This window comes from Paraburkholderia sp. FW306-2-2C-D06C, from assembly GCF_058781505.1.
The window spans coordinates 42,206-64,750 of record NZ_JBYSWU010000048.1 but is presented as its reverse complement, the minus strand read 5'-3'; the positions used below and the strand labels follow the sequence as shown (position 1 = coordinate 64,750).

General features: G+C 61.2%; 21 protein-coding genes. 14 read left to right on the top strand and 7 right to left on the bottom strand.

Features of this window, described 5'->3' with window-relative positions; translation table 11 throughout:
- Positions 1-295: 295 nt before the first annotated feature.
- Positions 296-1,879: a GmrSD restriction endonuclease domain-containing protein gene (locus AC3WLT_RS28480; protein WP_492595001.1), complete on the bottom strand. Its 1,584-nt coding sequence runs from the start codon at positions 1,877-1,879 to the stop codon at positions 296-298.
- 695 nt (positions 1,880-2,574) lie between these two features.
- On the opposite strand from AC3WLT_RS28480, the gene AC3WLT_RS28475 reads away from it, so the two are divergent.
- Genes AC3WLT_RS28475 through AC3WLT_RS28465 form a run of 3 tightly spaced genes read left to right on the top strand, consistent with a single transcriptional unit; the run spans position 2,575 to position 3,699 of the window.
- Entirely contained in the window at positions 2,575-2,847 is a 273-nt protein-coding gene (locus AC3WLT_RS28475; RefSeq protein WP_492595000.1) for a hypothetical protein, read from the top strand.
- 3 nt (positions 2,848-2,850) lie between these two features.
- Positions 2,851-3,447 carry a dCTP deaminase gene (locus AC3WLT_RS28470; RefSeq protein WP_492594999.1) on the top strand — a complete coding sequence of 199 codons (597 nt, stop codon included), beginning with the start codon at positions 2,851-2,853 and terminating at the stop codon, positions 3,445-3,447.
- Between the two features lie 42 nt (positions 3,448-3,489).
- A complete protein-coding gene (locus AC3WLT_RS28465; protein WP_492594998.1) occupies positions 3,490-3,699 on the top strand; it encodes a DUF2188 domain-containing protein in 210 nt (69 codons plus the stop codon).
- Between the two features lie 456 nt (positions 3,700-4,155).
- Here the strand turns inward: AC3WLT_RS28465 and AC3WLT_RS28460 are convergent, their stop codons facing one another.
- Together AC3WLT_RS28460 and AC3WLT_RS28455 are read right to left on the bottom strand one after the other, a co-directional pair.
- Positions 4,156-4,686, bottom strand: coding sequence for a chromate transporter (locus AC3WLT_RS28460; RefSeq protein WP_492594997.1), 531 nt, complete (start codon positions 4,684-4,686; stop codon positions 4,156-4,158).
- Positions 4,683-5,252: a chromate transporter gene (locus AC3WLT_RS28455; RefSeq protein WP_492594996.1), complete on the bottom strand. Its 570-nt coding sequence runs from the start codon at positions 5,250-5,252 to the stop codon at positions 4,683-4,685. Before AC3WLT_RS28455 ends, AC3WLT_RS28460 begins: the two co-directional genes overlap by 4 nt.
- Before the next feature lie 97 nt (positions 5,253-5,349).
- Between AC3WLT_RS28455 and AC3WLT_RS28450 the strand changes: the two genes are divergently transcribed.
- A complete protein-coding gene (locus AC3WLT_RS28450) occupies positions 5,350-6,267 on the top strand; it encodes a transcriptional regulator GcvA (protein ID WP_492594995.1) in 918 nt (305 codons plus the stop codon).
- Positions 6,268-6,330: 63 nt separating this feature from the next.
- On the opposite strand, the gene AC3WLT_RS28445 is transcribed toward AC3WLT_RS28450, so the two are convergent.
- Positions 6,331-7,074, bottom strand: a complete 744-nt coding sequence (locus AC3WLT_RS28445) for an LOG family protein (RefSeq protein WP_492594994.1) — start codon at positions 7,072-7,074, stop codon at positions 6,331-6,333.
- 1 nt (position 7,075) lies between these two features.
- On the opposite strand from AC3WLT_RS28445, the gene polA reads away from it, so the two are divergent.
- The 3 genes from polA to AC3WLT_RS28430 all read left to right on the top strand — a co-directional run bounded on the left by polA (position 7,076) and on the right by AC3WLT_RS28430 (position 12,275).
- Positions 7,076-9,817 (top strand): DNA polymerase I, encoded by a 2,742-nt coding sequence (gene polA, locus AC3WLT_RS28440; protein ID WP_492594993.1) that lies wholly within the window; start codon positions 7,076-7,078, stop codon positions 9,815-9,817.
- Between the two features lie 158 nt (positions 9,818-9,975).
- Entirely contained in the window at positions 9,976-11,325 is a 1,350-nt protein-coding gene (locus AC3WLT_RS28435; protein ID WP_492594992.1) for an NAD(P)/FAD-dependent oxidoreductase, read from the top strand.
- A 77-nt stretch (positions 11,326-11,402) separates the two neighbouring features.
- On the top strand, positions 11,403-12,275 hold the full coding sequence (locus AC3WLT_RS28430; protein ID WP_492594991.1) for a dienelactone hydrolase family protein: 873 nt from the start codon (positions 11,403-11,405) through the stop codon (positions 12,273-12,275).
- 143 nt (positions 12,276-12,418) lie between these two features.
- On the opposite strand, the gene AC3WLT_RS28425 is transcribed toward AC3WLT_RS28430, so the two are convergent.
- Both AC3WLT_RS28425 and AC3WLT_RS28420 read right to left on the bottom strand, forming a co-directional pair.
- Positions 12,419-13,288, bottom strand: a complete 870-nt coding sequence (locus AC3WLT_RS28425) for a sulfurtransferase (RefSeq protein WP_492594990.1) — start codon at positions 13,286-13,288, stop codon at positions 12,419-12,421.
- A 179-nt stretch (positions 13,289-13,467) separates the two neighbouring features.
- A complete protein-coding gene (locus AC3WLT_RS28420) occupies positions 13,468-14,574 on the bottom strand; it encodes an aromatic ring-hydroxylating oxygenase subunit alpha (RefSeq protein ID WP_492594989.1) in 1,107 nt (368 codons plus the stop codon).
- 289 nt (positions 14,575-14,863) lie between these two features.
- Here AC3WLT_RS28420 and AC3WLT_RS28415 point away from each other — a divergent pair, with 289 nt between their 5' ends.
- From AC3WLT_RS28415 to folE2, 4 genes are all read left to right on the top strand, one after another.
- Positions 14,864-15,172 (top strand): exodeoxyribonuclease VII small subunit, encoded by a 309-nt coding sequence (locus AC3WLT_RS28415; RefSeq protein WP_492594988.1) that lies wholly within the window; start codon positions 14,864-14,866, stop codon positions 15,170-15,172.
- The gene (locus AC3WLT_RS28410) at positions 15,169-16,050 is read left to right on the top strand and encodes a polyprenyl synthetase family protein (protein WP_492594987.1); all 882 of its coding nucleotides are present in this window, start codon (positions 15,169-15,171) and stop codon (positions 16,048-16,050) included. Before AC3WLT_RS28415 ends, AC3WLT_RS28410 begins: the two co-directional genes overlap by 4 nt.
- An 86-nt stretch (positions 16,051-16,136) precedes the next feature.
- Complete coding sequence (gene dxs / locus AC3WLT_RS28405) at positions 16,137-18,044, top strand: 1-deoxy-D-xylulose-5-phosphate synthase (RefSeq protein ID WP_492594986.1); 1,908 nt, start codon at positions 16,137-16,139, stop codon at positions 18,042-18,044.
- 289 nt (positions 18,045-18,333) lie between these two features.
- Positions 18,334-19,140, top strand: a complete 807-nt coding sequence (gene folE2 / locus AC3WLT_RS28400) for a GTP cyclohydrolase FolE2 (RefSeq protein ID WP_492594985.1) — start codon at positions 18,334-18,336, stop codon at positions 19,138-19,140.
- A 32-nt stretch (positions 19,141-19,172) separates the two neighbouring features.
- On the opposite strand, the gene tsaD is transcribed toward folE2, so the two are convergent.
- Entirely contained in the window at positions 19,173-20,201 is a 1,029-nt protein-coding gene (gene tsaD, locus AC3WLT_RS28395) for a tRNA (adenosine(37)-N6)-threonylcarbamoyltransferase complex transferase subunit TsaD (RefSeq protein ID WP_492594984.1), read from the bottom strand.
- A 110-nt stretch (positions 20,202-20,311) separates the two neighbouring features.
- Between tsaD and AC3WLT_RS28390 the strand changes: the two genes are divergently transcribed.
- From AC3WLT_RS28390 to AC3WLT_RS28380, 3 genes are all read left to right on the top strand, one after another.
- Positions 20,312-21,529 (top strand): BaiN/RdsA family NAD(P)/FAD-dependent oxidoreductase, encoded by a 1,218-nt coding sequence (locus tag AC3WLT_RS28390; RefSeq protein ID WP_492594983.1) that lies wholly within the window; start codon positions 20,312-20,314, stop codon positions 21,527-21,529.
- Between the two features lie 68 nt (positions 21,530-21,597).
- Positions 21,598-21,810, top strand: a complete 213-nt coding sequence (rpsU, locus tag AC3WLT_RS28385; protein WP_028196180.1) for a 30S ribosomal protein S21 — start codon at positions 21,598-21,600, stop codon at positions 21,808-21,810.
- Between the two features lie 226 nt (positions 21,811-22,036).
- On the top strand, positions 22,037-22,483 hold the full coding sequence (locus tag AC3WLT_RS28380) for a GatB/YqeY domain-containing protein (protein ID WP_492594982.1): 447 nt from the start codon (positions 22,037-22,039) through the stop codon (positions 22,481-22,483).
- The last annotated feature ends 62 nt before the right edge of the window (positions 22,484-22,545 follow it).

Below are 22,545 nucleotides of genomic sequence, written 5' to 3'. Positions count from 1 at the left end.
TCGATCCCGTTCGCTAGCAGCCAAGCCTCTCGCGCGTCAACGTCAATCGTGACGGTACTCATCGAGTGCTTACGCTCAATGACTGGATCGGTGATGAGGTTGTGCGCTTCAATCCTTATTCGATCAAGACACCGAAAGCCGTCGGGTAGGCGACGGAAGATTCGTCCCGCGGGGCGCATGTCAAAGAGGGCAATTGGGCGCGTCGAGCGCGCCCAACATATGGCAGTCTAAAGCCGCCCTTTCGTCGCTGTCTGCAAGGGCAGTGAGCGACACTGCGAGACGTTCGAACGGAACATCAAACCATCAGCTTGTTCGCGAACTCGGCAAGCCGAGCGGATCGAGCGGTCAGGAAAGAATGGTAGTCGTCGTTGAATTCGCTATCGAGGCAAAACGCCGTCGCGAGTGTAGAAGTACGTGCTTCGTCGTCGCCGACAAGGTCGTTCAGGTACGCTGAGGGCCGCTTTCGGCCAATGTTTTTGTTTTCTGCTGCGCTGAGGAAGCAGAAGTTTCCGAGCACGTTAATTTCCGTGTCAGAAACGCCAATCTCTCGCAGAAATGCCCGCGGGTAGATGTGATGGAACTCTGATCGGTTGTAGCGCTGTAATACCTTGTCAAGTTCGATGTTCTTTCCAGAGAGAAGACTTCGCGGGTCGTTGTTTGCCAACAGCAACACGAAGGTTTTCGTCGCTGCCGCACCAACCCGGAACGAGCTTTGAAAGAACTCCGGCTTTACCGTAACGTCGATGTTGTCCAACGTGTTCGTCTGCCCAGACTTCAGTTTCACCATCTGCTCGATATCATTGATGGTTGTTTTCCGGGTCTGGCTCGTGTATCGCGCGGAAAAACAAGTACGCCAGAACCAACGCTTGATTGCTTGATACGTCTGCCCTCCATAGAGCACCTCCTTACCATCCGGCTCAGCGAAGAAAACCGCCAACGGGACTAGCATCGATGGGTATGGCAGGAGCTTCAAATGGACGACTTTGAGTTGTGTTCTGAGAAAATCGATTGCTCCGCGAATCCCATTTTCGACGGTAGAGAACTGCGCCCTTACTTCGGCACCATTCAAGTCCAGCAACTTCTCAGGCCCTGGCTCCCCCGTCAGAATTCCAGCCACGCAACTCAACACTAAGTCGGCATCGTCGCCGACGCCAGCGAAGCCAAAGTCTGAAAGTTCCTCACGCAGTTCCTTGAATTTCTCCAGGAGATCGAAGTCATCGCTCCACGTCCATGCAGATAGAAGTTGCAAGGTGTCGAGAGCGACTCCAAGGTGGTTGATTCTCTCGAAGACAATCGCGACGATTGAACGGTCTTCGCTTTTGAGCACCTGCACCGGAATCGAAACCTCTTTGAATTTCTCTTGAAGCCTATCAACGAGCGCGATCTGGTCCGGCTTTAGATGCTCAGTACTCGCACGGTATTTCACTGAGTCAAATAGAACATTCATCGGGAAGTAGCGATTCTTATCGCATTCATCACCGTCCGAGATCGCGACGAAAACACTGTCTTGAGCGTTGTCACTCGCGTCAAGGTCGAAGTAGATGTCTGCCCAGTCGGGATTGGCTTCAGCCACCAGTTCCGTTTGGAACACCGTGAAGATCGACGTCAGACGCTGCTGACCGTCAAGTACGTAGTCGATCGGATAGTCGACCTGAGGGGAGGGCAGTGTGAACGTGCCCAAACTCCGCTCCGTCGTCAACTGCTGCTTGGTACGCCAGAAGAGGAGAGAGCCAAACGGATAGCCTTTGTAGATGCTGTCGAGCAAGTAGGCAACGCGGTCCATTTCCCATACGAAGCCTCGCTGGAAAGCAGGAATCCGGATCTCCCCGCTCACAACCGCGTCGAGCATTTTTCTGATCGAATAGTGCTGATATTCCATGGTCTCTCTATCCCCGCATGCGATCTTTAAGCACGTAAATGTACCTGAAAGTGTCAAGTCGTAGCTGATTAAGAGATGAATCTTACGGTGAACTTATACAAATGCAGCGTTTGGGCACCGGCGATGCTTTTTTGCAGTCCCCTCCCCGCCTGCGGGCTCCGCTTGACAGGACGGTTTTAATGCAATCAGTCGCTCGGCCTGCCGGCCCTTGTGACGTGGGTTTCCGGGCGTTGTGGGGTGCGTGGGAATCGTGCGTTTTCATGCACGTAAATGCTGTTTGATGCCAGCTATGCTGGGATCGCCGCGTTTGTTCACGATATGCGTTTGTTGACGTAGCCGGTGAGCGCGCTCGAAAGCACAACCGATCCGAGGACGGTCTGTAATTGTCGACCTTTTGTGGGTGAGGTAATGCCATGCTTCGGGGGTACCATGTGCCAAGCGCAGGTGACGATGCAAGCGATGACGCTCCCGGTGATTGCCCAGAAAAGCCCGATCATTGTCCCTTCGCGAATATCGAGCAACAGGGGAATAGGACCGTAAACACATTAGCAGGTAATACGTAAGAAACGTGTCTATGATGACAAACGATGGCCCAAGCAGATCAAAAAGTCTTGCGCTAACCCCAAAATGACCTAGCATGAGCTAGTAATGGGGACGTTCTCCGAAAAAAATCTCATCACGCGTCGGGGGCAGCTATGCATAGCGATATTGCGGAAGAACGGGATGTGGTCGTTAAGACCGGACCGGGTATGTTTTCAAACGAGGTTTTGGCTTCGCTGGCTGTTGCCGATGGTTCCACCGTAAGTTTCTTTGTGGATAAGTCGCTTTTAGTTCAAAAGACGGAGGAGTTGGGTGTACTCAAATTGCCTCTCGCTAAGAGGCATAGGGTACGTGAAGTCGACGTGGTCATGTTGCCTGTGGAGACGCTTGAGACGGGTGCCAGATGGATTGAACTGCCTCTGGAGTGAATCATGATCTTAAGCAACGTGGAAATTTTGAATTGTATTCAGGCGAATTGTTTCTCAATAACACCGCTTGCCGGTACTGATCCGACCAAACCGCCGTTTAATACAAGCGCAGTCGATTTAAGACTGGCAGATGAAATTTTTGAGCCGGACCAGTCAGTGCTTCCATTCCAACTCGATCTGACGATCGGCGGAATAGGGCAGCATATTATGAAACATGGGAAATCAGTAAAAATATCTCATAGCCAACCATATTCTCTTGATCCTAAGAGGTTGGTTTTGGCCAAAACGTGCGAGACGGTAGATTTCTCCTTGAATAAAAGTCGAAAAGGTTTGTCGTATAGCGCACGGGTTGAAGGTAGAAGCTCTTTGGCGCGGTGTGGCATCTTGGTGCATTTTACTGCGCCGACGATTCACGCGGGCTTTAAAGGTACTATTACGCTAGAAATAATTAATCTCGGGGTGCAAAGCCTTCTGCTAAAGCCGGACCTCTATATTTGCCAGCTCATTATAGAGGAGGTGAAGGGGCATCCACTTGACGCGCCGAATCAATTTAAGGGGCAGAATACGCCAGCTGGTGTTCACGCGTTTTCAAGAACGTAAGTCTCGTTTGCGGGCGACGAGTCGGGCGAGAAGGGGGATTAGATGGCTGAAGACAAATATTTTGTCGAGCGGCGCAAGCAAGGCGACTATGCGGTTAGAAAGGCGAATTCGCAAAGGGCAAGCGATGTCCTTCCGACGCAGGCAGAGGCGATCAAGCGGGCTAGGGAGTTGGGCGGTGGCGCGCCACCTGCGGTCGAACGTGTTCGGGAAACGAAGAAGGGCAGCCCGGATAAATGGCGGAAAAGTCAGTAGAGGTGGGGCGAGCTAATGGGCCGACACGAGCGTGGTCGAGCTATCGCCAGACGGGCGACGATGCTCTTCCGGCTGTGCAGCTAAATTGCAGCTTGAGTGAGCTGGATTGCCCTTGATTGACCTTGTACAGCCTTGGTTTTGCAGTTGGTGAGATGCGTAAGGCTTTGATTTATAAGGGCCTATAGTGCGCCGGTAAAACTCCGAAAGCAGTGTTCGCGCAACGTCTAAGAGGCGAACAACGCTGTCTAACTTGCATCAATAAAACACAGAATAACCGTGTCAAATTGGGTTTGAAAGTAGCGAGTTTAGTTAAGTTAGACAAAGTTGCGCAATCTATTGATTAATAAGAAATATGCGCAAGCAAGCTGCGCAGTTTTTGCTGAGGTGGCGTTTCAGTAAACGGGGGCTTTTCGAGGCCAAGGCGAGCGTCGGTTCCGGTCGCCTTGGCCTCGCAGTCTAGAACTGCCCGAAGCCCGTCAGCCCGATCAGGCTGCCGGCCGCCAGCAGCCATAACGGATGGATGCGCGTTTTCAACGCCAGCGCCGCGGTGGCTGCGGTAATCGCCCACGCAATCGCCGTCGGATCCGACGCTTCGGCGATTAAGGCCGCGCTCGCCGCGACAATGCCGGCAGTCACCGGCACCAATCCGGCCTGCGCATAGCGCCGCCACGGGCGGTCCTTGAATCGGTCCCACGCATGCAGCGCGAGAATCGTCACGATCGACGACGGCCCGAACTTCGCCACCGAACTCACCAGCATCCCGGCCCAGCCGGCCACATGCCAGCCGACCAGCGTCACGATCATCAGATTCGGCCCCGGCGCGGCTTGCGCGAGCGCGAACAGCGCGCTGAATTCGCTGGCCGGCATCCAGTGATGCACGTCCACCACCTGACGCTGCATCTCCGGAAGAATCGTATTGCCGCCGCCGAATGCGATTAGCGACAGCTGACTGAAAATGATGGCGAGTGAAATGAGCGTATCGGTCATCGTGCGGTCCTCGACGCTATGTAGATGCTGAGCGGCGTGAGCACCAGCATCGTCGGCAGAAGGGGCAGGCGCATGATTGCGATGGCAATGAACCCGAGCGCCGCGATCAGCGCCGCCATCGGCTTATCCCGCAACGGCAGCAGGATCTTCGCGGCCATCGAGACCAGCAGACCGGCCGCCGCCGCGGCGAGACCGGCGAACAGGTGCCGGACATGTGGATCGTCTTGCGTGTGCTCGTACAGCACGCCAAGGCCGATCACCACCAGCGACGGTCCGGCAATCAGACCCAGCAAGCCGGCGAGCGCGCCGGGCAGGCCGCGAAAGCGCATCCCGATCGCTACCGAGAGATTGATCACATTGCCGCCCGGCAAGAACTGGCACAGGCCGAGCAGGTCCGTGAATTCCGCGGCAGTCAGCCAGCGGCGCCGTTCGACCACCGCGCGCCGCGCGAGCGGCAGCGCACCGCCGAACGAGATCAGCCCGAGGCCGAGAAAGCCGCCGAAGATTTCCCGCAGCGTCGGCGCGGGCGCCTGTGCGGGTTCGGACGAAGTGAGATTGTGGTCCATATCGCTAGCCTTCCAGTTCATGTTCTGGAGGTTAGCGCCGAACCCTCGGCGCACAAAACGATTTTTGAGCGCGTGCTTGTGATCTAGAATCACAAGCATGGCCCGTAACCTTCCACCATTTCCGGCGCTGCGCGCCTTCGAGGCCGCTGCACGGCATGAAAGCTTCAGCGCGGCGGCGAACGAATTGCATGTGACGCACGGTGCAATCAGCAGGCAAGTCGCCGCGTTCGAAACGTGGCTCGGCGTGCAGGTTTTTCATCGCCGCGGCAAGCGTGTGCGTCTGACCGAAGACGGCCGCCGCTATCTGGCGACCGTGCAGGCCGCGTTCGACAGCATCGCGCTCGCTACCGATCAATTGCGCGACACGGGCGTCGTCCGTGTGCTGCGGGTGAACGCGTTGCCCACCTTCGCAATGAAATGGCTGCTGCCGCGTCTGAATCAGTTCCAGCGCAAGGCACCCAACGTGGAACTGCGCTTATCGACCTCGAACGCGCCGGTCGAAACGCTGGACAGTTTCGACGTTGCCGTGAGGCGCGGGCCGGCTCACTGGCCGAACTGCGTGAGCGGCCATTTTCTCGCCGAGAGCGAGATTCCGGTGTGCAGTCCCGCGTTGTTGCAACGCTCGCCGATCAATGTCGCTGACGATCTCGCGCGCCACGTGCTGCTGCACTCGGACACGCGGCCCGAAGCGTGGAGCAATTGGTTGTCGGCAGCAGGCGTGACGGCGAAATGCCGGAAGAAGCAGTCGTTCGATCACTTCTATCTGGCATTGCAGGCTGCGGTGGACGGGCTCGGCGTGGCGCTCGGTCCGTTGCCGTTGCTCGCGGACGAATTGGCATCGGGACGGCTCGTGGTGCCGCTGCCGGGTCCGCGTATCGATGCACGCGGCTATTGGTGGGTCGCAAGACGCGAGGTGGCAGAGGCGCCGTTGGTGGCGCAGTTCTGCGAATGGTTGCAAGCGCAAGGCGATCAGGCCGATGAAACGGAAACGGGCGGCATGGACGCCGCCCGTTAGCTCGCGTCGACCTGTGCCGACCCGTATCGACCCGTATCGCGCTATCTCACGCGGTACGGGAGATCACAGATAGAACATCCGGTCTTCGTCCGACTTGGCCGGATGCGGCTCGGCTTCTTCGCGGTCTTCGTAGAACTTCAACACCGCTTCGAGCACCTGGTCCGGATCGTCGATCACCTGCATCAAGTCCATGTCCGTCGGATTGATCAGGCCCATCGGCGTGAGCGCGTTGCTGAACCACGCAAGCAGGCCTTCCCAGAACTCGGCGCCCACCAGAATGATCGGCACGTGGCGCGATTTCTTGGTTTGAATCAGCGTGAGGACTTCGGCCAGTTCATCCAGTGTGCCAAAGCCGCCCGGCATCACGATCACCGCATCCGAGTTCTTCACGAACGTGACCTTGCGCGTGAAGAAATGGCGGAACCGCAATGAGATGTCTTGCCACTGATTGCCCGATTGCTCGTGCGGCAGTTCGATGTTCAAACCCACCGACGGCGCCTTGCCCCCATGTGCGCCCTTGTTGGCTGCCTCCATGATGCCGGGGCCGCCGCCGGAGATCACCGCGAAGCCGGCGTCCGACAGCTTGCGCGCGATTTGCGTGGCCAGTTTGTAGTACGGCGAGTTCGGTTTCAGGCGCGCTGAACCATAGATGCTGACAGCGGGACGAATCTCCGAGAGGTACTCGGTCGCCTCGATAAACTCTGCCATAATCGTGAACATCTGCCACGATGCGCGGGCCTTCTTAGCCGTTGCGCGCTCTTGATCTGCGAGTGATCGCAGACTCGGAATCACTTTTCTCTTAGTCATAATGCCTGAAGAACGAAGCCTAGAAGGTAAGACCCTGCTATTGGTCGACGGTTCGAGTTATCTGTACCGGGCCTACCATGCGATGCCTGATCTGCGCGGACCCGAGGGTGGCCCGACGGGTGCGCTCTACGGGATGATCAACATGCTGCGCCGCATGCGCAAGGAAGTCACAGCAGAGTATAGCGCGTGCGTGTTCGACGCCAAGGGCAAAACGTTTCGCGACGACTGGTATCCCGACTACAAGGCGAATCGTCCTTCAATGCCGGACGAGCTCTCGCGTCAGATCGAACCGATCCACGTCGCCGTGCGCGCGCTCGGCTGGCCGTTGCTGATGATCGACGGCGTGGAAGCCGATGACGTGATCGGCACGCTCAGCACCGCGGCTGAAAAACGCGGCATGAACGTGATCGTGTCGACTGGGGACAAGGATCTGGCTCAGCTCGTGACGGATCATGTCACCCTCATCAATACGATGACCAATGAAACGCTCGACCGCGCCGGCGTGCTCGCCAAATTCGGCGTGCCGCCGGAGCGCATAATCGACTACCTGTCGCTGATCGGCGATACCGTCGACAACGTGCCAGGCGTCGAGAAGTGCGGGCCGAAGACGGCGATCAAATGGCTCACGCAATACGATTCGCTCGAGGGCATCGTCGCCCATGCGGACGAGATCAAAGGCGCGGTAGGAGACAATCTGCGCCGTGCGCTCGAGTTTCTGCCGATGGCGAGAAAACTCGTTACCGTCGAGCGCAATTGCGATCTGACTGGCCATATCGTGTCGATCGAGAAAAGCCTGGAGAGCCGTCCGGAGTCGCGCGAGGAACTGCGCGACGTGTTCACGCGCTACGGCTTCAAGACCTGGCTGCGCGAAGTGGAAGTCGCGGACGCAGTGGAAGGTCCTGAGACCGACGTGCCGCCGGCGCTCACGGTGGACGACCAACGTCACTACGACACCGTGCAGACGTGGGAACAGTTCGACGCGTGGCTCGAGAAGATCAACGCGGCCGAGCTGACCGCCTTCGATACGGAAACCACGTCGCTCGATCCGATGACCGCGCAAATCGTCGGCTTGTCGCTCTCGGTCGAAGCCGGGCGTGCGGCTTATGTGCCGCTCGCGCATCGCGGGCCGGACGCCCCCGTGCAACTGCCGCGCGACGAAGTGCTCGCGAAGCTCAAGCCGTGGCTGGAGAGCGATGAGCAAAAGAAAGTCGGCCAGCATGTCAAGTACGACGAGCAGGTGCTGGCGAACTACGGCATCGAAATGCGCGGCATCGAACACGACACGCTGCTGCAATCGTACGTGCTCGAATCGCATCGCACGCATGACATGGACAGCCTCGCGCTGCGCCATCTCGGCGTCAAGACCATCAAGTACGAGGAAGTGGCGGGCAAGGGCGCGCAACAGATCGGCTTCGACGAAGTGGCGTTGGACAAGGCCGCGGAATACGCAGCGGAAGACGCCGATATCACGTTGCGTCTGCATCAGGCGTTGTATCCGCAAGTGGCCGCGGAGAAGACGCTCGACTACGTCTATCGCGACATCGAGGTGCCGACTTCGCGCGTATTGCGCAAGATGGAGCGCGCCGGCGTGCTGATCGACGCGGAGAAACTGCGTCAGCAAAGCAGCGAAATCGCCGCGCGTCTGATTCAGCTCGAAAGCGAAGCCTACGTGCTGGCAGGCGGCGAATTCAATCTGGGTTCACCGAAGCAGATCGGTCAGATTTTCTTCGAGAAGCTCGAATTGCCGGTGGTCAAGAAGACGCCGAGCGGCGCGCCGTCCACCGACGAAGAAGTGCTGCAAAAGCTCGCCGAAGATTATCCGTTGCCGAAGATCCTGCTCGAACATCGCGGTTTGTCGAAGCTGAAGTCCACCTATACGGACAAGCTGCCGCGCATGGTCAACGCCGAAACCGGCCGCGTGCATACGAACTATGCGCAGGCGGTGGCGGTGACAGGCCGTCTGGCGTCGAACGATCCGAACTTGCAGAACATTCCTGTACGCACCGGCGAGGGCCGCCGGATTCGCGAGGCGTTCATTGCGCCGCCGGGCCACAAGCTCGTCTCCGCCGACTACTCGCAGATCGAGTTGCGCATCATGGCGCACATCTCCGGCGATGAATCGTTGCTGCGCGCGTTCTCGCAAGGCGAAGACATTCACCGCGCCACTGCCGCGGAAATTTTCAGCGTGACGCCGCTCGAAGTCTCGAGCGATCAGCGGCGCGTGGCCAAGGTGATCAACTTCGGCTTGATCTACGGCATGAGCTCGTTCGGCCTCGCGTCGAACCTCGGCATTACGCGCGATGCCGCCAAGCTTTACATCGACCGCTACTTCGCGCGGTATCCGGGTGTTGCGCGTTATATGGACGAAACGCGTCTGAGCGCGAAGGCCAAGGGCTATGTGGAAACCGTGTTCGGCCGCCGCCTGTGGCTGCCGGAGATCAACGGCGGCAACGGTCCGCGCCGGCAGGCCGCCGAGCGCGCCGCCATCAATGCGCCGATGCAAGGCACCGCCGCCGACCTGATCAAACTGTCGATGATCGCGGTTCAGAAGTGGCTCGAGGAATCGAAGGTCGGCACGCGCATGATCATGCAGGTGCACGACGAACTGATTCTCGAGGTACCTGACAGCGAATTGTCCGAGGTACGCAAGCGCTTGCCGGAGCTGATGTGCGGTGTGGCCGCGCTGAAGGTGCCGCTGGTCGCCGAAGTCGGCGCCGGCTTGAACTGGGAAGAAGCGCATTGACGTGCGTGTGACGGAACGCGATATCGTCGTGCGCATGTCACACATGCGTTTTGACGGCTTGTGACAACCCGTGCTGCTCGTGGACAATCGCTGACAGGCGGCGCGCTTTTCACGCGCGCCGTCTCGACGCACAACCATCGGCAAACACGGAGAGTTCAATGCATCGTTTTATCGTCGTTGGCGGGGGCGCGGGGGGGCTGGAACTGGCGACGCGCTTAGGCGACCGCTATGCGCCGCATAAGAACAAGGGCGGTCCGCAGGCACAGGTAACGCTCGTCGATCGCTATCCAACGCATATCTGGAAGCCGCTGTTGCATGAAGTCGCGGCCGGCAGTATGGACCCGTTCACGCAGGAGCTCGAATACGCGGCGCAAGCGCGCTGGCATGGCTTCGAGTTTCAACAGGGCGAGCTGACCGGTCTCGACCGGACGAACAGGCGTTTGACGCTCAGCATCGTGCTCGACGACGACGGCGCCGAATTGCTGCCGGTGCGCGAGCTCGAATACGACACGCTGATCATCGCCATCGGCAGCACGACGGCGTTCTTTGGTGTGAAGGGTGCGCCTGAGTTTTCCCTGGCGCTCGACACGGTCAGCCAGGCTGAGCGCTTCCGCAAACGGCTGATCGCGGCGTGCATGCGGGCTGAGCATCAGGTGCATGAGCCCGTCGAGTCGGAATCCGGCACGCCGCTTTCCAGCGAGCCGCGCATCCAGGTGGCGATCGTCGGTGGCGGTGCGACGGGCGTCGAACTCTCCGCTGAGTTGCGCAATACGGCGCAGGTGTTGTCCGCGTACGGCTTGCATAAGCTCGATCCGCGGCACGACGTCGGCATCGTGCTGATCGAAGCGGGGCCGCGCATTTTGCCGGCCTTGCAGGAGCGTGTTTCGACGGCCACCGCCGAATTGCTCACGAAGCTCGGCGTAAAGCTGATGATCGGCGAGACGGTGGCGGAAGTCGCGCCCGGCCTCATCCGCACCGCGAGCGGTAAAACGGTGCGTGCCGATCTGACCGTGTGGGCAGCGGGCATCAAGGCGCCCGCTGTGCTGAGCCAGCTCGACGGCTTGCCGGTCAATCGCCTCGGGCAGCTCACCGTACGCCGCACGCTGCAAACCGAAATCGACGACAACATCTTCGCGCTCGGCGATTGCGCGGCATGTCCATGGCCCGGCAACGAGCGCAACGTGCCGCCGCGTGCGCAAGCCGCTCACCAGCAGGCGAGCTTCCTGATGAAGGCGCTCGCGGCCCGGCTCGAGAACAAGCCGCTGCCGGAATTCACCTATCGCGACTTCGGTTCGCTGGTGTCGCTCGGACATTTCAGCGCGGTCGGTAATCTGATGGGCGGCGTAATCGGCGGCAATATGCTGATCGAGGGGTTGTTCGCGCGCTTCATGTACATGTCGCTTTACCGGCTGCATATCGCCGCGCTGCACGGCTATGCACGGATGGTGCTCGATACCTTCGCGCACTGGCTGCGCCGCACCACGCTGCCGCGGGTCAAGCTGCACTGAGGGCTGGCAGGGCGGTTGTGCAACAGGATGCGCGTGAAGCGTATCCTGTTGCCTCCAACTTTCACCCGAGGCGCCGCATGCTGAAACCTGACATCGACAGTCTGGTCCCGCACGTTCCGTTCAATCGACGCACCTTCATCAAGGCCGCGCTCGGCACCGGTTTTGCCGCAGCCGTGTTGCCGGTGTCGGCGCAAACCATCCATACCGATAGCGAGGGCCTCGAGGCCGGCGAGGTTGGCGTGCGATCCGGCGATACGCTGGTGCCCGCCTATCGCGCGCAGCCGAAGGGCAAGACGCACTTGCCGGTGATCATCGTTATCCATGAAGCGTTCGGCGTGCATGAGCACATTGCCGACGTCTGCCGGCGCTTTGCCAAGTTGGGTTATCTCGCGATCGCGCCGGACCTGTTTGTCCGCCAGGGTGATCCGTCGGTGTACCCGACCATCCAGCAGCTCAGCGCGGAAATCCTCGACAAGGTACCGGACGAGCAGGCGCTGGCCGATCTCGACGCGACCGTCGCATGGGCCGGCGAGCATGGAGGCGATCTGAATCGGCTCGGTGTGAATGGCTTCTGCTGGGGCGGCCGGATTGCGTGGCTGTATGCCGAGCACAATCCGCGGCTGAAGGCGGTTGTGGCTTGGTATGGGCGTGTCACGGGCGAGAAGAACTCGATAACGCCGGCCAATCCTCTCGATCAAGTGGCGAATCTGCATGCGCCGGTGCTCGGCCTATACGGGCGCCAGGATCAAAGCATCCCGCAGGACACGCTGGAGCAGATGAAGCAGGCCATCGCCCAAGGTCCGCAGGCGGGCCGCGGTTCGCAATTCGTCGTGTACGACGACGCGGGCCATGCGTTTTTCGCGGACTACCGGCCGAGTTACAAAAAGGCCGATGCCGAGGATGGCTGGCGCCGCGCGTTGATGTGGTTCAAGCAGCATGGCGTCGCGTGAAGGCACGCGCTTGTTCGCCCCGGTTCGAGACTCCGATTGAGCGCCGCATAGCCGGGAGCCGATGCGTTGGGCTCGAAGAATGAGAAAGGCCATTGCCGCTTTTCCGCGGCAACGGCCTTTTTACTAACGGTCCCGTACTCCGCTTATGGATTCGGGCCGGTGGCAACCGGCCGCGCCGGATCGGAAGTCCATTCGCTCCACGACCCCGCGTACAACGCCGCGCCGTGCATGCCGGCGATCTCCATCGCGAGCGCGTTGACGCATGCCGTCACGCCCGAGCCGCATTGCAGCACGACGTGCTCCGGCGGCGTATCGGCCAGCAGCGCATGGAACTCCTCGCGCAGCGTGTGTGCCGGCTTGAAGCGGCCATCCGCGGTGAAGTTGTCCTTGAAAAAGCGATTGAGCGCGCCGGGAATGTGGCCGCCGACGCGGTCGAGCGTTTCGTTTTCGCCGCGATAGCGATCCGGTGCGCGCGCATCGACCACGACGCGCTCCCGCGTGCCGAGATTGCGCTCGACCGCCTGGGCGTCGATCGTCACGGAGAGCGGCGCTGCGGCTTTGAAGTCGCCGGTGTTCTGCGCCGGCGCGTCTTGCGTCAGCGGCTGACCGGCGGCCTGCCAGGCTGGCAATCCACCGTCGAGCAACGCAACAGAATCGTGCCCCAGCCAACGCAGCAGCCACCAGGCACGAGCGGCGTACATGCCGCCTTGCGCGTCATAGGCGACCACTTGTTGACCTTGCTTCAGGCCGCGCGCCTCGAGCGTTTCCACGAGGCGCGCGCGGTCCGGCAGCGGATGGCGGCCGTTGGTGCCCGTCTTGGGCCCTGACAGATCGCGATCGAGGTGCAGATAGTGGGCGCCGGGCAGATGCCCGGCCGTATAGGCTTTTTCGCCCGCGTCGGTGTCGGCCAGATCGAAGCGGCAATCGACGACGAACACGCTGCCCGGCGCAGCGGCAAGCCGTTCCGCGAGATTCGTTGCGGAAATCAGAGTGGTGTAGTGAGTGTGGGGCATGACGTCTCCTGATCGGGCGATTGCGGCGCTGGCGCGGCGGTTTGGCGCCGTTCGCTGATGGCCGGAACATGTTGTTAGTCTAAACAAAAAAAGACGGGCCGAAGCCCGTCTTTCCATGCTTTCAAGCTTACCGCGCGCCAACCGGATCATGCGCAGACCGCACGCAGACCGGTCGCGGCTCAGATCGCGCCCAATTCGCGCCGCAAGAACTCGTGGAAGTGTTGCATGCCGTCTTCCATCGGGCTCTGATACGGGCCGACCTGCGATTCGCCACGCTCCATCAGCGCGCGGCGGCCTGCGTCCATCCGTTCGGCGATTTCGTCGTCTTCACAGGCCGTTTCCATATAGGCGGCACGTTCGGCTTCGACGAATTCGCGTTCGAACAGCGCGATTTCCTCAGGGTAATAGAACTCCACCACGTTGGTGGTTTTCTGCGGACCGCGCGGAATCAGCCATGACACCACCAGCACATGCGGATACCACTCGATCATGATGCCCGGGTAGTACACCATCCAGATGGCGCCGAACTCGGGCGGCTGGCCGTCGCGGAACCGCAGCACGGCATCGTGCCATTTGCGGTAGGTCGGGCTGCCCGGCTGTTCGAGGTCCTTGTGCACGCCGACCGTCTGCACGCTGTACCAGTCGCCGAATTCCCACGCCAGATCGTCGCAATTGACGAAGCTGCCGAGGCCAGGATGGAACGGTGCGACGTGATAGTCCTCCAGATAGACCTCGATGAAGGTCTTCCAGTTGTAGTTGCACTCGTGCACTTCGACGTGATCGAACATGAAGCCCGAAAAATCGAAGTGTTGCCGGGTGCCGAGCCGCGCCAGATCGCGGGCGACGTCGCGCCCCTGCGCTTCGAACAGCAGACCCTGCCAGTTCTGCAATGGCGTGCCGCCGAGATTCAGACAAGGGTTATCCGCAAAATGCGGTGCGCCGAGGAGCTGGCCGTTCAGGTCGTACGTCCAGCGGTGCAAGGGGCAGACGATGTTCTCCGTCTGGCCGCGGCCGTTGAGCATGATGGCCTGCCGGTGGCGGCACACGTTCGACAGCAATTCGATTTGCGACTGCTGGTTACGGACGAGCACACGCCCTTCGCTCTCGCTGGGCAAGGCAAAATAATTCCCCGCTTCCGGCACCATGAGTTCGTGCCCGACGTAGCGTGGACCTTTCTTGAAAAGGGTTTCGATTTCGCGCGTTAGAAGCGCTTCGTCAAAGTAAGCCGTGACTGGCAGCTGGCTGTGAACAGACCGCAACTGCAATGCATTGCTCAGATTGGACATTCCCACTCCCGATGAAGACGTGAAAGCAGTGAACAACCCAACCATCGAAGATTCGATTTAGGGAGCCCGAGATTATACCTGTTTCCCCCTCCTTGGGGCGCTTAAGTGACTGATTTGGGTCAAAAATGTCAAGGAAGTTCGCGGTTTTCGCCGCAGACCTACAGATATTTTTCTGCGAGACTGAGGGCCGGGCGCGGAGGCCAAAGGCGGGGGGAGCGGGGCGGCGAGCGGATCGGAAATGTCGCTTTTGCCGTAGAATGTCCGACTTGTTTTAATTTTGCGACTATTCATGGCGAAGACCGCATCGAAGGATACTGCCGCCGCGCCTGCTGAAGGCGTCGACACCACGCCGCTGCCCGAGAGCTACGAGGCGGCTCAGGCGGAGCTGGAAGGGTTGGTCGCGCGAATGGAAGGCGGCAGTCTGAGCCTCGAAGAATCGCTTACCGCTTACCGGCGCGGCGCGGCGCTCGTGGCGTTTTGCCAGCAGCAGCTCGAGAAGGTCGAGCAGCAGGTGCGCGTGCTCGATGGCGAGACGCTCAAGCCGCTGCCCGTGAATAGCGCAGGCACAGCCGCTACAGAAAGCGGGGACGACCTATGACATTCGAACAATGGACGCGCTCGGCGCTTGAACGCGTTGAAGCGGCACTGGAACATTATTTGCCGACGGAAGCGACCGAGCCGGCGAAACTGCACGAAGCCATGCGCTATGCGGTGCTGGGCGGCGGCAAGCGGGTTCGCCCGCTGTTGTGCCATGCGGCCGGCGAGCTGACCGGTGCGCGCGCCGAATGCCTCGACGCGGCGTCGGCGGCGCTGGAAATGATTCACGTCTATTCGCTCGTGCACGACGACATGCCGTGCATGGACGACGACGCGCTACGCCGCGGCAAGCCCACGGTACATGTCAAATATGATGAAGCGACGGCATTGCTGGTTGGCGACGCGCTGCAATCGCAGGCTTTCATTGCGCTGACGTCGGATGTTCTGACCCCGGCGCAGCAGGCATCGCTGGTGCGGGAGCTGGCTCTCGCGAGCGGCTCGATCGGCATGTGCGGCGGCCAGGCAATCGACCTGGCGAGCGTCGGCCACACGCTGACGCGTGCGCAACTGGAAACGATGCACCGGCTAAAAACCGGCGCCTTGCTGCGTGCCGCAGTGCGCATGGGCGCGCTGGCGGGCGAAACGCCGGGCGCGGACACCATGTGTTCGCTCGACGCGTATGCGGCCGCAGTCGGGCTCGCGTTTCAGGTCGTCGACGATATTCTCGACGTGACGACCGATTCCGCGACGCTCGGCAAGACAGCAGGTAAAGACGCGAAGGACGGCAAGCCGACCTACGTGTCGATTATCGGGCTTGACGCGTCGCGTGCGCTCGCAGCGCAACTGCGCACCGACGCTCACGCTGCGATCGCGCCGTTTGGCGCGCGCGCACAGCGTCTTGCCGAATTGGCCGACCTGGTGGTGAACCGGGTCAGCTAAACGCGAAAGCCCGCCGCCGTGCACCTTCCGCTACGAGGTGCATGTATGAAGTGCGGGCGCGTAAGTTTTCCTACAATGGAACGACGATGTACGACTTGCTGAAAACCATCGACGACCCGGCAGCCCTGCGCCGCCTCGATCGCCGCCAATTGCAACCGCTTGCCGACGAGTTGCGTGCTTTCGTGCTCGATAGCGTATCGCAGACGGGCGGCCATCTCTCGTCCAACCTTGGCACGGTCGAGTTGACCATTGCGCTGCATTACGTGTTCGACACGCCGCGTGACCGGATCGTCTGGGACGTCGGCCATCAAACCTATCCGCACAAGATCCTGACGGGCCGCCGCGACCAGATGCACACGCTGCGTCAGCTCGGCGGCATCTCGGGCTTCCCGAAGCGCGACGAGTCGGAATACGACACCTTCGGCACCGCGCACTCCAGTACGTCGATCTCCGCCGCGCTCGGCATGGCGATCGCCAGCAAGCTGCAGGGCGAGAACCGCATGGGCATCGCCGTGATCGGCGACGGCGCGATGACGGCCGGCATGGCCTTCGAGGCGATGAACAACGCCGGCGTCGAAGACGACGTGCCGCTGCTGGTCATCCTGAACGACAACGACATGTCGATTTCGCCGCCGGTCGGCGCGCTGAATCGCCATCTGGCGCGTCTGATGTCGGGACGCTTCTACGCTGCCGCGCGTGCGGGCGTCGAACGCGTGCTGCGCGTCGCGCCGCCCATGCTGGATCTCGCCCGCAAGCTCGAAGAGCACGCGAAGGGCATGATCGTGCCGGCCACGCTGTTCGAAGAGTTCGGCTTCAACTACATCGGCCCGATCGACGGTCACGACCTCGATTCGCTGATCCCGACGCTGCAAAACATCAAGGAACTGCGCGGTCCGCAATTCCTGCACGTCGTCACGAAGAAAGGTCAGGGCTACAAGCTGGCCGAGGCCGATCCGGTGCTGTACCACGGACCGGGCAAGTTCAATCCGGCCGAAGGCATCAAGCCCGCGACCACGCCGTCGAAGAAAACCTATACCCAGGTGTTCGGCGAATGGCTGTGCGACGCCGCCGAACTGGACGCGCGCGTGGTCGGCATTACGCCGGCCATGCGTGAAGGCTCGGGTATGGTCGAGTTCGAAAAGCGCTTCCCGGACCGTTATTTCGACGTCGGTATCGCCGAGCAGCACGCGGTGACCTTCGCCGGCGGCCTGGCTGCGGACGGCATGAAGCCGGTCGTCGCGATCTACTCGACCTTCCTGCAACGCGCTTACGATCAGCTGATTCATGACGTCGCGCTGCAAAACCTGCCGGTGGTGTTCGCCATCGACCGCGCGGGTCTGGTCGGCGCGGACGGCGCCACGCACGCGGGTGCGTACGATCTGGCGTTCCTGCGCTGCATCCCGAACATGACGGTGATGGCCGCGTCGGACGAAAACGAATGCCGCCAGATGCTCTACACCGCTTTGCAGCAGCCGAACCCGACGGCGGTGCGCTATCCGCGTGGCGCCGGCGCCGGCGTCGCGACGGTCAAGCAGATGACCGCGCTGCCGCTCGGCAAGGGCGAGATTCGCCGTGAAACGTCTCAGCCGGCCGGCAAGCGGATTGCAATTCTGGCGTTCGGCACGATGGTTGCGCCGTCGCTGGCGGCCGCGGAGCAACTGGATGCAACCGTTGCCAATATGCGCTTCGTCAAACCGCTGGACGCCGATCTGGTCCGCCAGCTGGCCGAAACGCACGACGCTATCGTCACAGTCGAAGAAGGCTGCGTGATGGGTGGCGCGGGCTCGGCTTGTGTCGAAGCCCTGCTGGAGAGTGGGGTTATGCGACCCGTACTACAATTGGGCCTCCCGGATCGGTTCATCGATCATGGGGATCCGGCCAAACTGCTCGCCCAATGCGGTCTGGACAGCGCGGGCATTGCCAAGTCGATCCGCGAGCGCTTTCTTTCGAGCGGCTCGGCCGCCGGTCAGTCGTCGGTGAAGCGCGTCGCGTAATTTCGCTGCCGCTCGCTGTGCTGCCGCGATGCTATGGCGGCCATAGCAATCTCCAACTTGAATCGATGGACCTTCGGGTCCATCATCCAACGCCGGCAGAGGCCGGCGTTCGCTGTCGCGTGCTCTGATCCGCACGGCCGCTGAGAGCCCCCAAACCTGTCGCTTCGCGACAGCCCTCCCCCCGAGGGGCAATCCCCCAATCCCTCAAGGGGACTTCCTTCGGGGCGGGGGACTTCCTGCGGAGCGGAAAACTTGGGGCGGCCCGGCGTTTTCCTGAAAGGACAAGAATATGAACCAGATGAACCCCGCCTTTGTGATGCCCGACGTGCAAAGCACGCCCGATACGCGTCAGATCCCGATTCAGCGGGTCGGCGTCAAGGCAGTGCGTCATCCGCTGACGGTGCGCACGCAAGGCGGCGACGTGCAGCCGACGGTGGGTACGTGGAATCTCGACGTGCATCTGCCGGCTGATCAGAAGGGCACGCACATGTCGCGTTTCGTCGCGCTGCTCGAAGAGAACAAGGCGCCGCTCGAACCGGCAAGTTTCCGCACGATGCTGGCCTCGATGCTCGAAAAGCTCGAAGCCGAGGCGGGCCGCATCGAGGTGTCGTTCCCTTACTTCGTGAACAAGACTGCGCCGGTGTCGGGCGTGCACAGCCTGCTGGACTACGAAGTGACGCTGACGGGCGAGACCCGTCATGGCGCGACGCGTCTGTTCCTCAAGGTGCTGGTGCCGGTCACGAGCCTGTGCCCGTGCTCGAAGAAGATCTCGCAGTACGGCGCGCACAATCAGCGTTCGCACGTCACGATCAATGCCGAGCTCGCAGGCGACGTCGCGGTGGAAGAACTGATTCACATCGCTGAAGAGGAAGCGTCGTGCGAACTGTGGGGCTTGCTGAAGCGCCCGGACGAGAAATTCGTCACCGAGCGTGCGTATGAAAATCCCAAGTTCGTCGAAGACCTGGTGCGCGATGTCGCGCAGCGTCTGAATGCCAATGAGCGGATCGTTGCGTACGTGCTCGAGGCCGAGAACTTCGAATCGATTCACAATCACAGCGCGTATGCGGTGATCGAGCGGGATAAGCGGGCGGCTTGATAGCGCCCGCTAGCCTTGCTTGCTTGTGAAGCTCAGCGGGCGAGGGACGTCAGATCCCAGCGCGGCTTGACAGTGAACGCGTAGTCTTTGCCCGATTGATCGGGCCAGCGTTGAAGCCTCAAAGCACCGGCCAGCGCGATCATCGCGCCGTTGTCCGTGCACAGCGACAAGTCGGGGTAGTGCACATAGAAATTGCGCTTTTTGGCCGCGGCGGAAAGCGCCTCGCGCAGTTGCCGGTTCGCGCCTACGCCGCCTGCCACCACCAGCCGGTTGAGCTGGGTCCGCTTGAGGGCGGCCAGCGATTTTGCCGCCAGCACCTCGACGGCTGCGTCCACGAAGCCGCGCGCCAGATCCGCCTTCGCCTGTTCGCAGATGTTCGCGCCGCCGAGCTTTTTCGCGTGTGTGAGAACCGCGGTCTTCAGGCCGCTGAAGCTGAAATCGAGGTCGCCGGAGTGCAGCATCGGGCGTGGCAGGACGACCGCGCCGGGCGTACCGAACTCCGCCATCCGCGAGACTTCCGGTCCGCCCGGATAGCCGAGGCCGAGCAGCTTGGCGGTTTTGTCGAAGGCTTCGCCGGCGGCGTCGTCCAGCGTTTCGCCGAGCGTCTCGTAGACGCCTACATCCGTCACGCGCATCAATTGCGTATGACCACCCGAAACAAGCAGCGCGACGAATGGGAACGGCGGCGGCTCATCCACCAGCAAGGGCGACAGCAGGTGCCCTTCGAGATGGTGGATGCCGATGGTCGGCTTGTCCCACGCCATGGCCAGCGCATTCGCGACGCTCGCGCCCACCAGCAGCGCGCCGGCGAGCCCTGGCCCTTGCGTATACGCGATCGCGTCGATGTCGCCGCGCGCCGCGCCGGAGCGCTCCAGCACCTCTTCGAGCAGGGGCAGCGCGCGACGAATATGATCGCGCGAAGCCAGTTCAGGCACCACGCCGCCATACTCCCGGTGCATCGCAATTTGCGAATGCAGCGCGTGCGCGAGCAGGCCGCGCTCTGTGTCGTAGAGCGCGAGTCCGGTTTCGTCGCAGGAGCTTTCGATGCCGAGAACGAGCATGATTGGTGGGCTTGGACGGACGCTTGGATGCGCCCAAAAGTGAAAAGGCAAGCCTGAAAGTATAGCAGTGCGGGCAAAGGGCCGCAGAGGCGCAGGTACAATGCGGCCCCATGGAATCCTTCGATATCGCAGTGATCGGCGCAGGCGCGGCCGGCATGATGTGCGCGGCGGTGGCCGGGCAGCTCGGCCGTCGCGTGGTGCTGATCGACCACTCACAACGTCTCGCGGAAAAAATCCGCATTTCCGGCGGTGGCCGCTGCAACTTCACGAATCTGTACGCGGGACCGGCCAATTATCTGTCGGCCAACCCCCATTTTTGCCGCTCGGCATTGGCGCGCTATACGCCGCGCGACTTCATGGCGCTGCTCAAGCGGCATCACGTGACGTGGCACGAGAAGCACAAAGGCCAGTTGTTCTGCGACCAGTCGAGCGACGCCGTCATCAACGTGCTCAAGAGCGAGTGCGACACCGGCCGCGTTGCCTGGCGCGCGCCGCTCGCGGTCGAGCAGGTGCGGCAGGGCGCCGAAAGCGGCTTCACACTGGATACGCAGTCGGGTCCCATTTCCACGCGCGCCTTGGTGATTGCGACTGGCGGCTTGTCGATCCCCAAAATCGGTGCGACGGACTTCGCCTACCGGCTCGCCAAGCAATTCGGCCACAAACTGATCGACACGCGCCCCGCGCTCGTTCCACTGACGTTCGCCGGGGCCGACTGGGAGCCGTTTGCGGCGCTGTCCGGCGTGTCGCTGGAAGTCCAGCTCGCGACCGGCAACAAAAAGACCGGCGCCGAGTTCAACGAAGATCTGCTGCTCACCCATCGCGGCTTGTCCGGACCGGGCGTGCTGCAAATTTCGAGCTACTGGCAGCCGGGCGAGCCCATCCACATCAATCTGCTGCCCGATCAGGACGCGAGCACCGCGTTGCTGGAAGCGAAAACCGGCACGAAGCGCCAGATCGCCAACCTGCTGTCGGAATGGGTGCCGCAGCGGCTCGCCCACGTCTGGCTGGAAACTCACCAGATTTCCGCCGAAGCCCGCGTCGCCGATCTGCCGGACAAGACGTTGCGCCGCATCGGTGAGGCTTTGTCGCGCTGGACGCTCACCCCGAACGGCACCGAAGGCTACCGCAAGGCCGAAGTGACGCGCGGCGGCGTCGATACGCGCGATCTTTCGTCCTCGACGATGATGAGCGCCCGCGCGCCCGGCCTGTACTTCATCGGCGAGGCGGTCGACGTGACCGGCTGGCTCGGCGGCTACAACTTCCAGTGGGCGTGGGCGTCGGGCGTGGCGGCCGGTCAGGCGGCCGCGGAGTATGCTAGAGGGGCTTGACGGCGCGCTACCTTTGTGAGAAAGCTCTGCTATACTCCTGAACCTTTACAAAGTTCCGTTATTGAAAAATGACGACCATCCGCGTAAAAGACAACGAGCCGTTTGAAGTCGCCATGCGCCGCTTCAAGCGCACGATGGAAAAAAACGGGCTGCTGACGGAACTGCGCGCACGCGAGTTTTACGAAAAGCCCACGGCGGAACGGAAACGTAAGAAAGCGGCGGCGGTGAAGCGCCATTTCAAACGTCTACGTGGCCAGATGCTGCCAAAGAAGTTCTACTGATTCTGGCGTTGCCGCGGTTCCCGTCGAAACGGAGCGGCGACATCCAACCGGTGACGGCACAGCAGGTGCCATCACGGAAAACACGGCCCTTTCGGGCCAGCCGGCAGGGTCGCATCCATTACGCGAATTTGCGCCAACCCGCTTGAGGAAGCAGTCCCAAGCGGGTTTTTGTGTTGATGCAGATGGCCTCGCCGGTCTTTCAAATTCCAACGCATTCAGGTGAGTGATGAGTCTCAAGGATCGGATCAACGATGACATGAAAGCCGCCATGCGGGCGCGTGAAACCGAGCGTCTCGGCACTGTCCGCCTGCTGCTCGCCGCGATCAAGCAACGCGAAGTCGATGAGCGCATCACACTCGACGACGCCGCGATCACTGCCGTCGTCGACAAGATGATCAAGCAGCGCAAAGACTCGATCAGCCAGTTCGAAGCCGCTGGTCGCACGGATCTGGCCGACAAGGAAAAGGCGGAGCTGGCGATTCTGTCCGCTTACATGCCGGAGCAGATGTCCGAGGCGGAGATCGTCGCTGAAGTTCAGGCCGCGGTCGCGCAAACCGGCGCGGCCGGTCCGCAAGACATGGGCAAGGTGATGGGCGTGCTCAAGCCGAAACTGGCCGGCCGCGCCGACATGACCGCCGTCTCGGCGCAGGTCAAAGCCGCGCTCGCGAAGTAATTCCTGTATGTCCGGCCTGCGCGCGCCGTCGCTCGACGGGGTGCGCAGCTTTGAGCTTTTCA

What these genes read in the sequence shown, in the direction of transcription:
- AC3WLT_RS28480 (WP_492595001.1), bottom strand. Translation starts at nt 1,879, where the DNA reads ATGGAATATCAGCACTATTCGATCAGAAAAATGCTCGACGCGGTTGTG.
- AC3WLT_RS28475 (WP_492595000.1), top strand. Translation starts at nt 2,575, where the DNA reads ATGCATAGCGATATTGCGGAAGAACGGGATGTGGTCGTTAAGACCGGA.
- AC3WLT_RS28470 (WP_492594999.1), top strand. Translation starts at nt 2,851, where the DNA reads ATGATCTTAAGCAACGTGGAAATTTTGAATTGTATTCAGGCGAATTGT.
- AC3WLT_RS28465 (WP_492594998.1), top strand. Translation starts at nt 3,490, where the DNA reads ATGGCTGAAGACAAATATTTTGTCGAGCGGCGCAAGCAAGGCGACTAT.
- AC3WLT_RS28460 (WP_492594997.1), bottom strand. Translation starts at nt 4,686, where the DNA reads ATGACCGATACGCTCATTTCACTCGCCATCATTTTCAGTCAGCTGTCG.
- AC3WLT_RS28455 (WP_492594996.1), bottom strand. Translation starts at nt 5,252, where the DNA reads ATGGACCACAATCTCACTTCGTCCGAACCCGCACAGGCGCCCGCGCCG.
- AC3WLT_RS28450 (WP_492594995.1), top strand. Translation starts at nt 5,350, where the DNA reads ATGGCCCGTAACCTTCCACCATTTCCGGCGCTGCGCGCCTTCGAGGCC.
- AC3WLT_RS28445 (WP_492594994.1), bottom strand. Translation starts at nt 7,074, where the DNA reads ATGACTAAGAGAAAAGTGATTCCGAGTCTGCGATCACTCGCAGATCAA.
- polA (WP_492594993.1), top strand. Translation starts at nt 7,076, where the DNA reads ATGCCTGAAGAACGAAGCCTAGAAGGTAAGACCCTGCTATTGGTCGAC.
- AC3WLT_RS28435 (WP_492594992.1), top strand. Translation starts at nt 9,976, where the DNA reads ATGCATCGTTTTATCGTCGTTGGCGGGGGCGCGGGGGGGCTGGAACTG.
- AC3WLT_RS28430 (WP_492594991.1), top strand. Translation starts at nt 11,403, where the DNA reads ATGCTGAAACCTGACATCGACAGTCTGGTCCCGCACGTTCCGTTCAAT.
- AC3WLT_RS28425 (WP_492594990.1), bottom strand. Translation starts at nt 13,288, where the DNA reads ATGCCCCACACTCACTACACCACTCTGATTTCCGCAACGAATCTCGCG.
- AC3WLT_RS28420 (WP_492594989.1), bottom strand. Translation starts at nt 14,574, where the DNA reads ATGTCCAATCTGAGCAATGCATTGCAGTTGCGGTCTGTTCACAGCCAG.
- AC3WLT_RS28415 (WP_492594988.1), top strand. Translation starts at nt 14,864, where the DNA reads ATGGCGAAGACCGCATCGAAGGATACTGCCGCCGCGCCTGCTGAAGGC.
- AC3WLT_RS28410 (WP_492594987.1), top strand. Translation starts at nt 15,169, where the DNA reads ATGACATTCGAACAATGGACGCGCTCGGCGCTTGAACGCGTTGAAGCG.
- dxs (WP_492594986.1), top strand. Translation starts at nt 16,137, where the DNA reads ATGTACGACTTGCTGAAAACCATCGACGACCCGGCAGCCCTGCGCCGC.
- folE2 (WP_492594985.1), top strand. Translation starts at nt 18,334, where the DNA reads ATGAACCAGATGAACCCCGCCTTTGTGATGCCCGACGTGCAAAGCACG.
- tsaD (WP_492594984.1), bottom strand. Translation starts at nt 20,201, where the DNA reads ATGCTCGTTCTCGGCATCGAAAGCTCCTGCGACGAAACCGGACTCGCG.
- AC3WLT_RS28390 (WP_492594983.1), top strand. Translation starts at nt 20,312, where the DNA reads ATGGAATCCTTCGATATCGCAGTGATCGGCGCAGGCGCGGCCGGCATG.
- rpsU (WP_028196180.1), top strand. Translation starts at nt 21,598, where the DNA reads ATGACGACCATCCGCGTAAAAGACAACGAGCCGTTTGAAGTCGCCATG.
- AC3WLT_RS28380 (WP_492594982.1), top strand. Translation starts at nt 22,037, where the DNA reads ATGAGTCTCAAGGATCGGATCAACGATGACATGAAAGCCGCCATGCGG.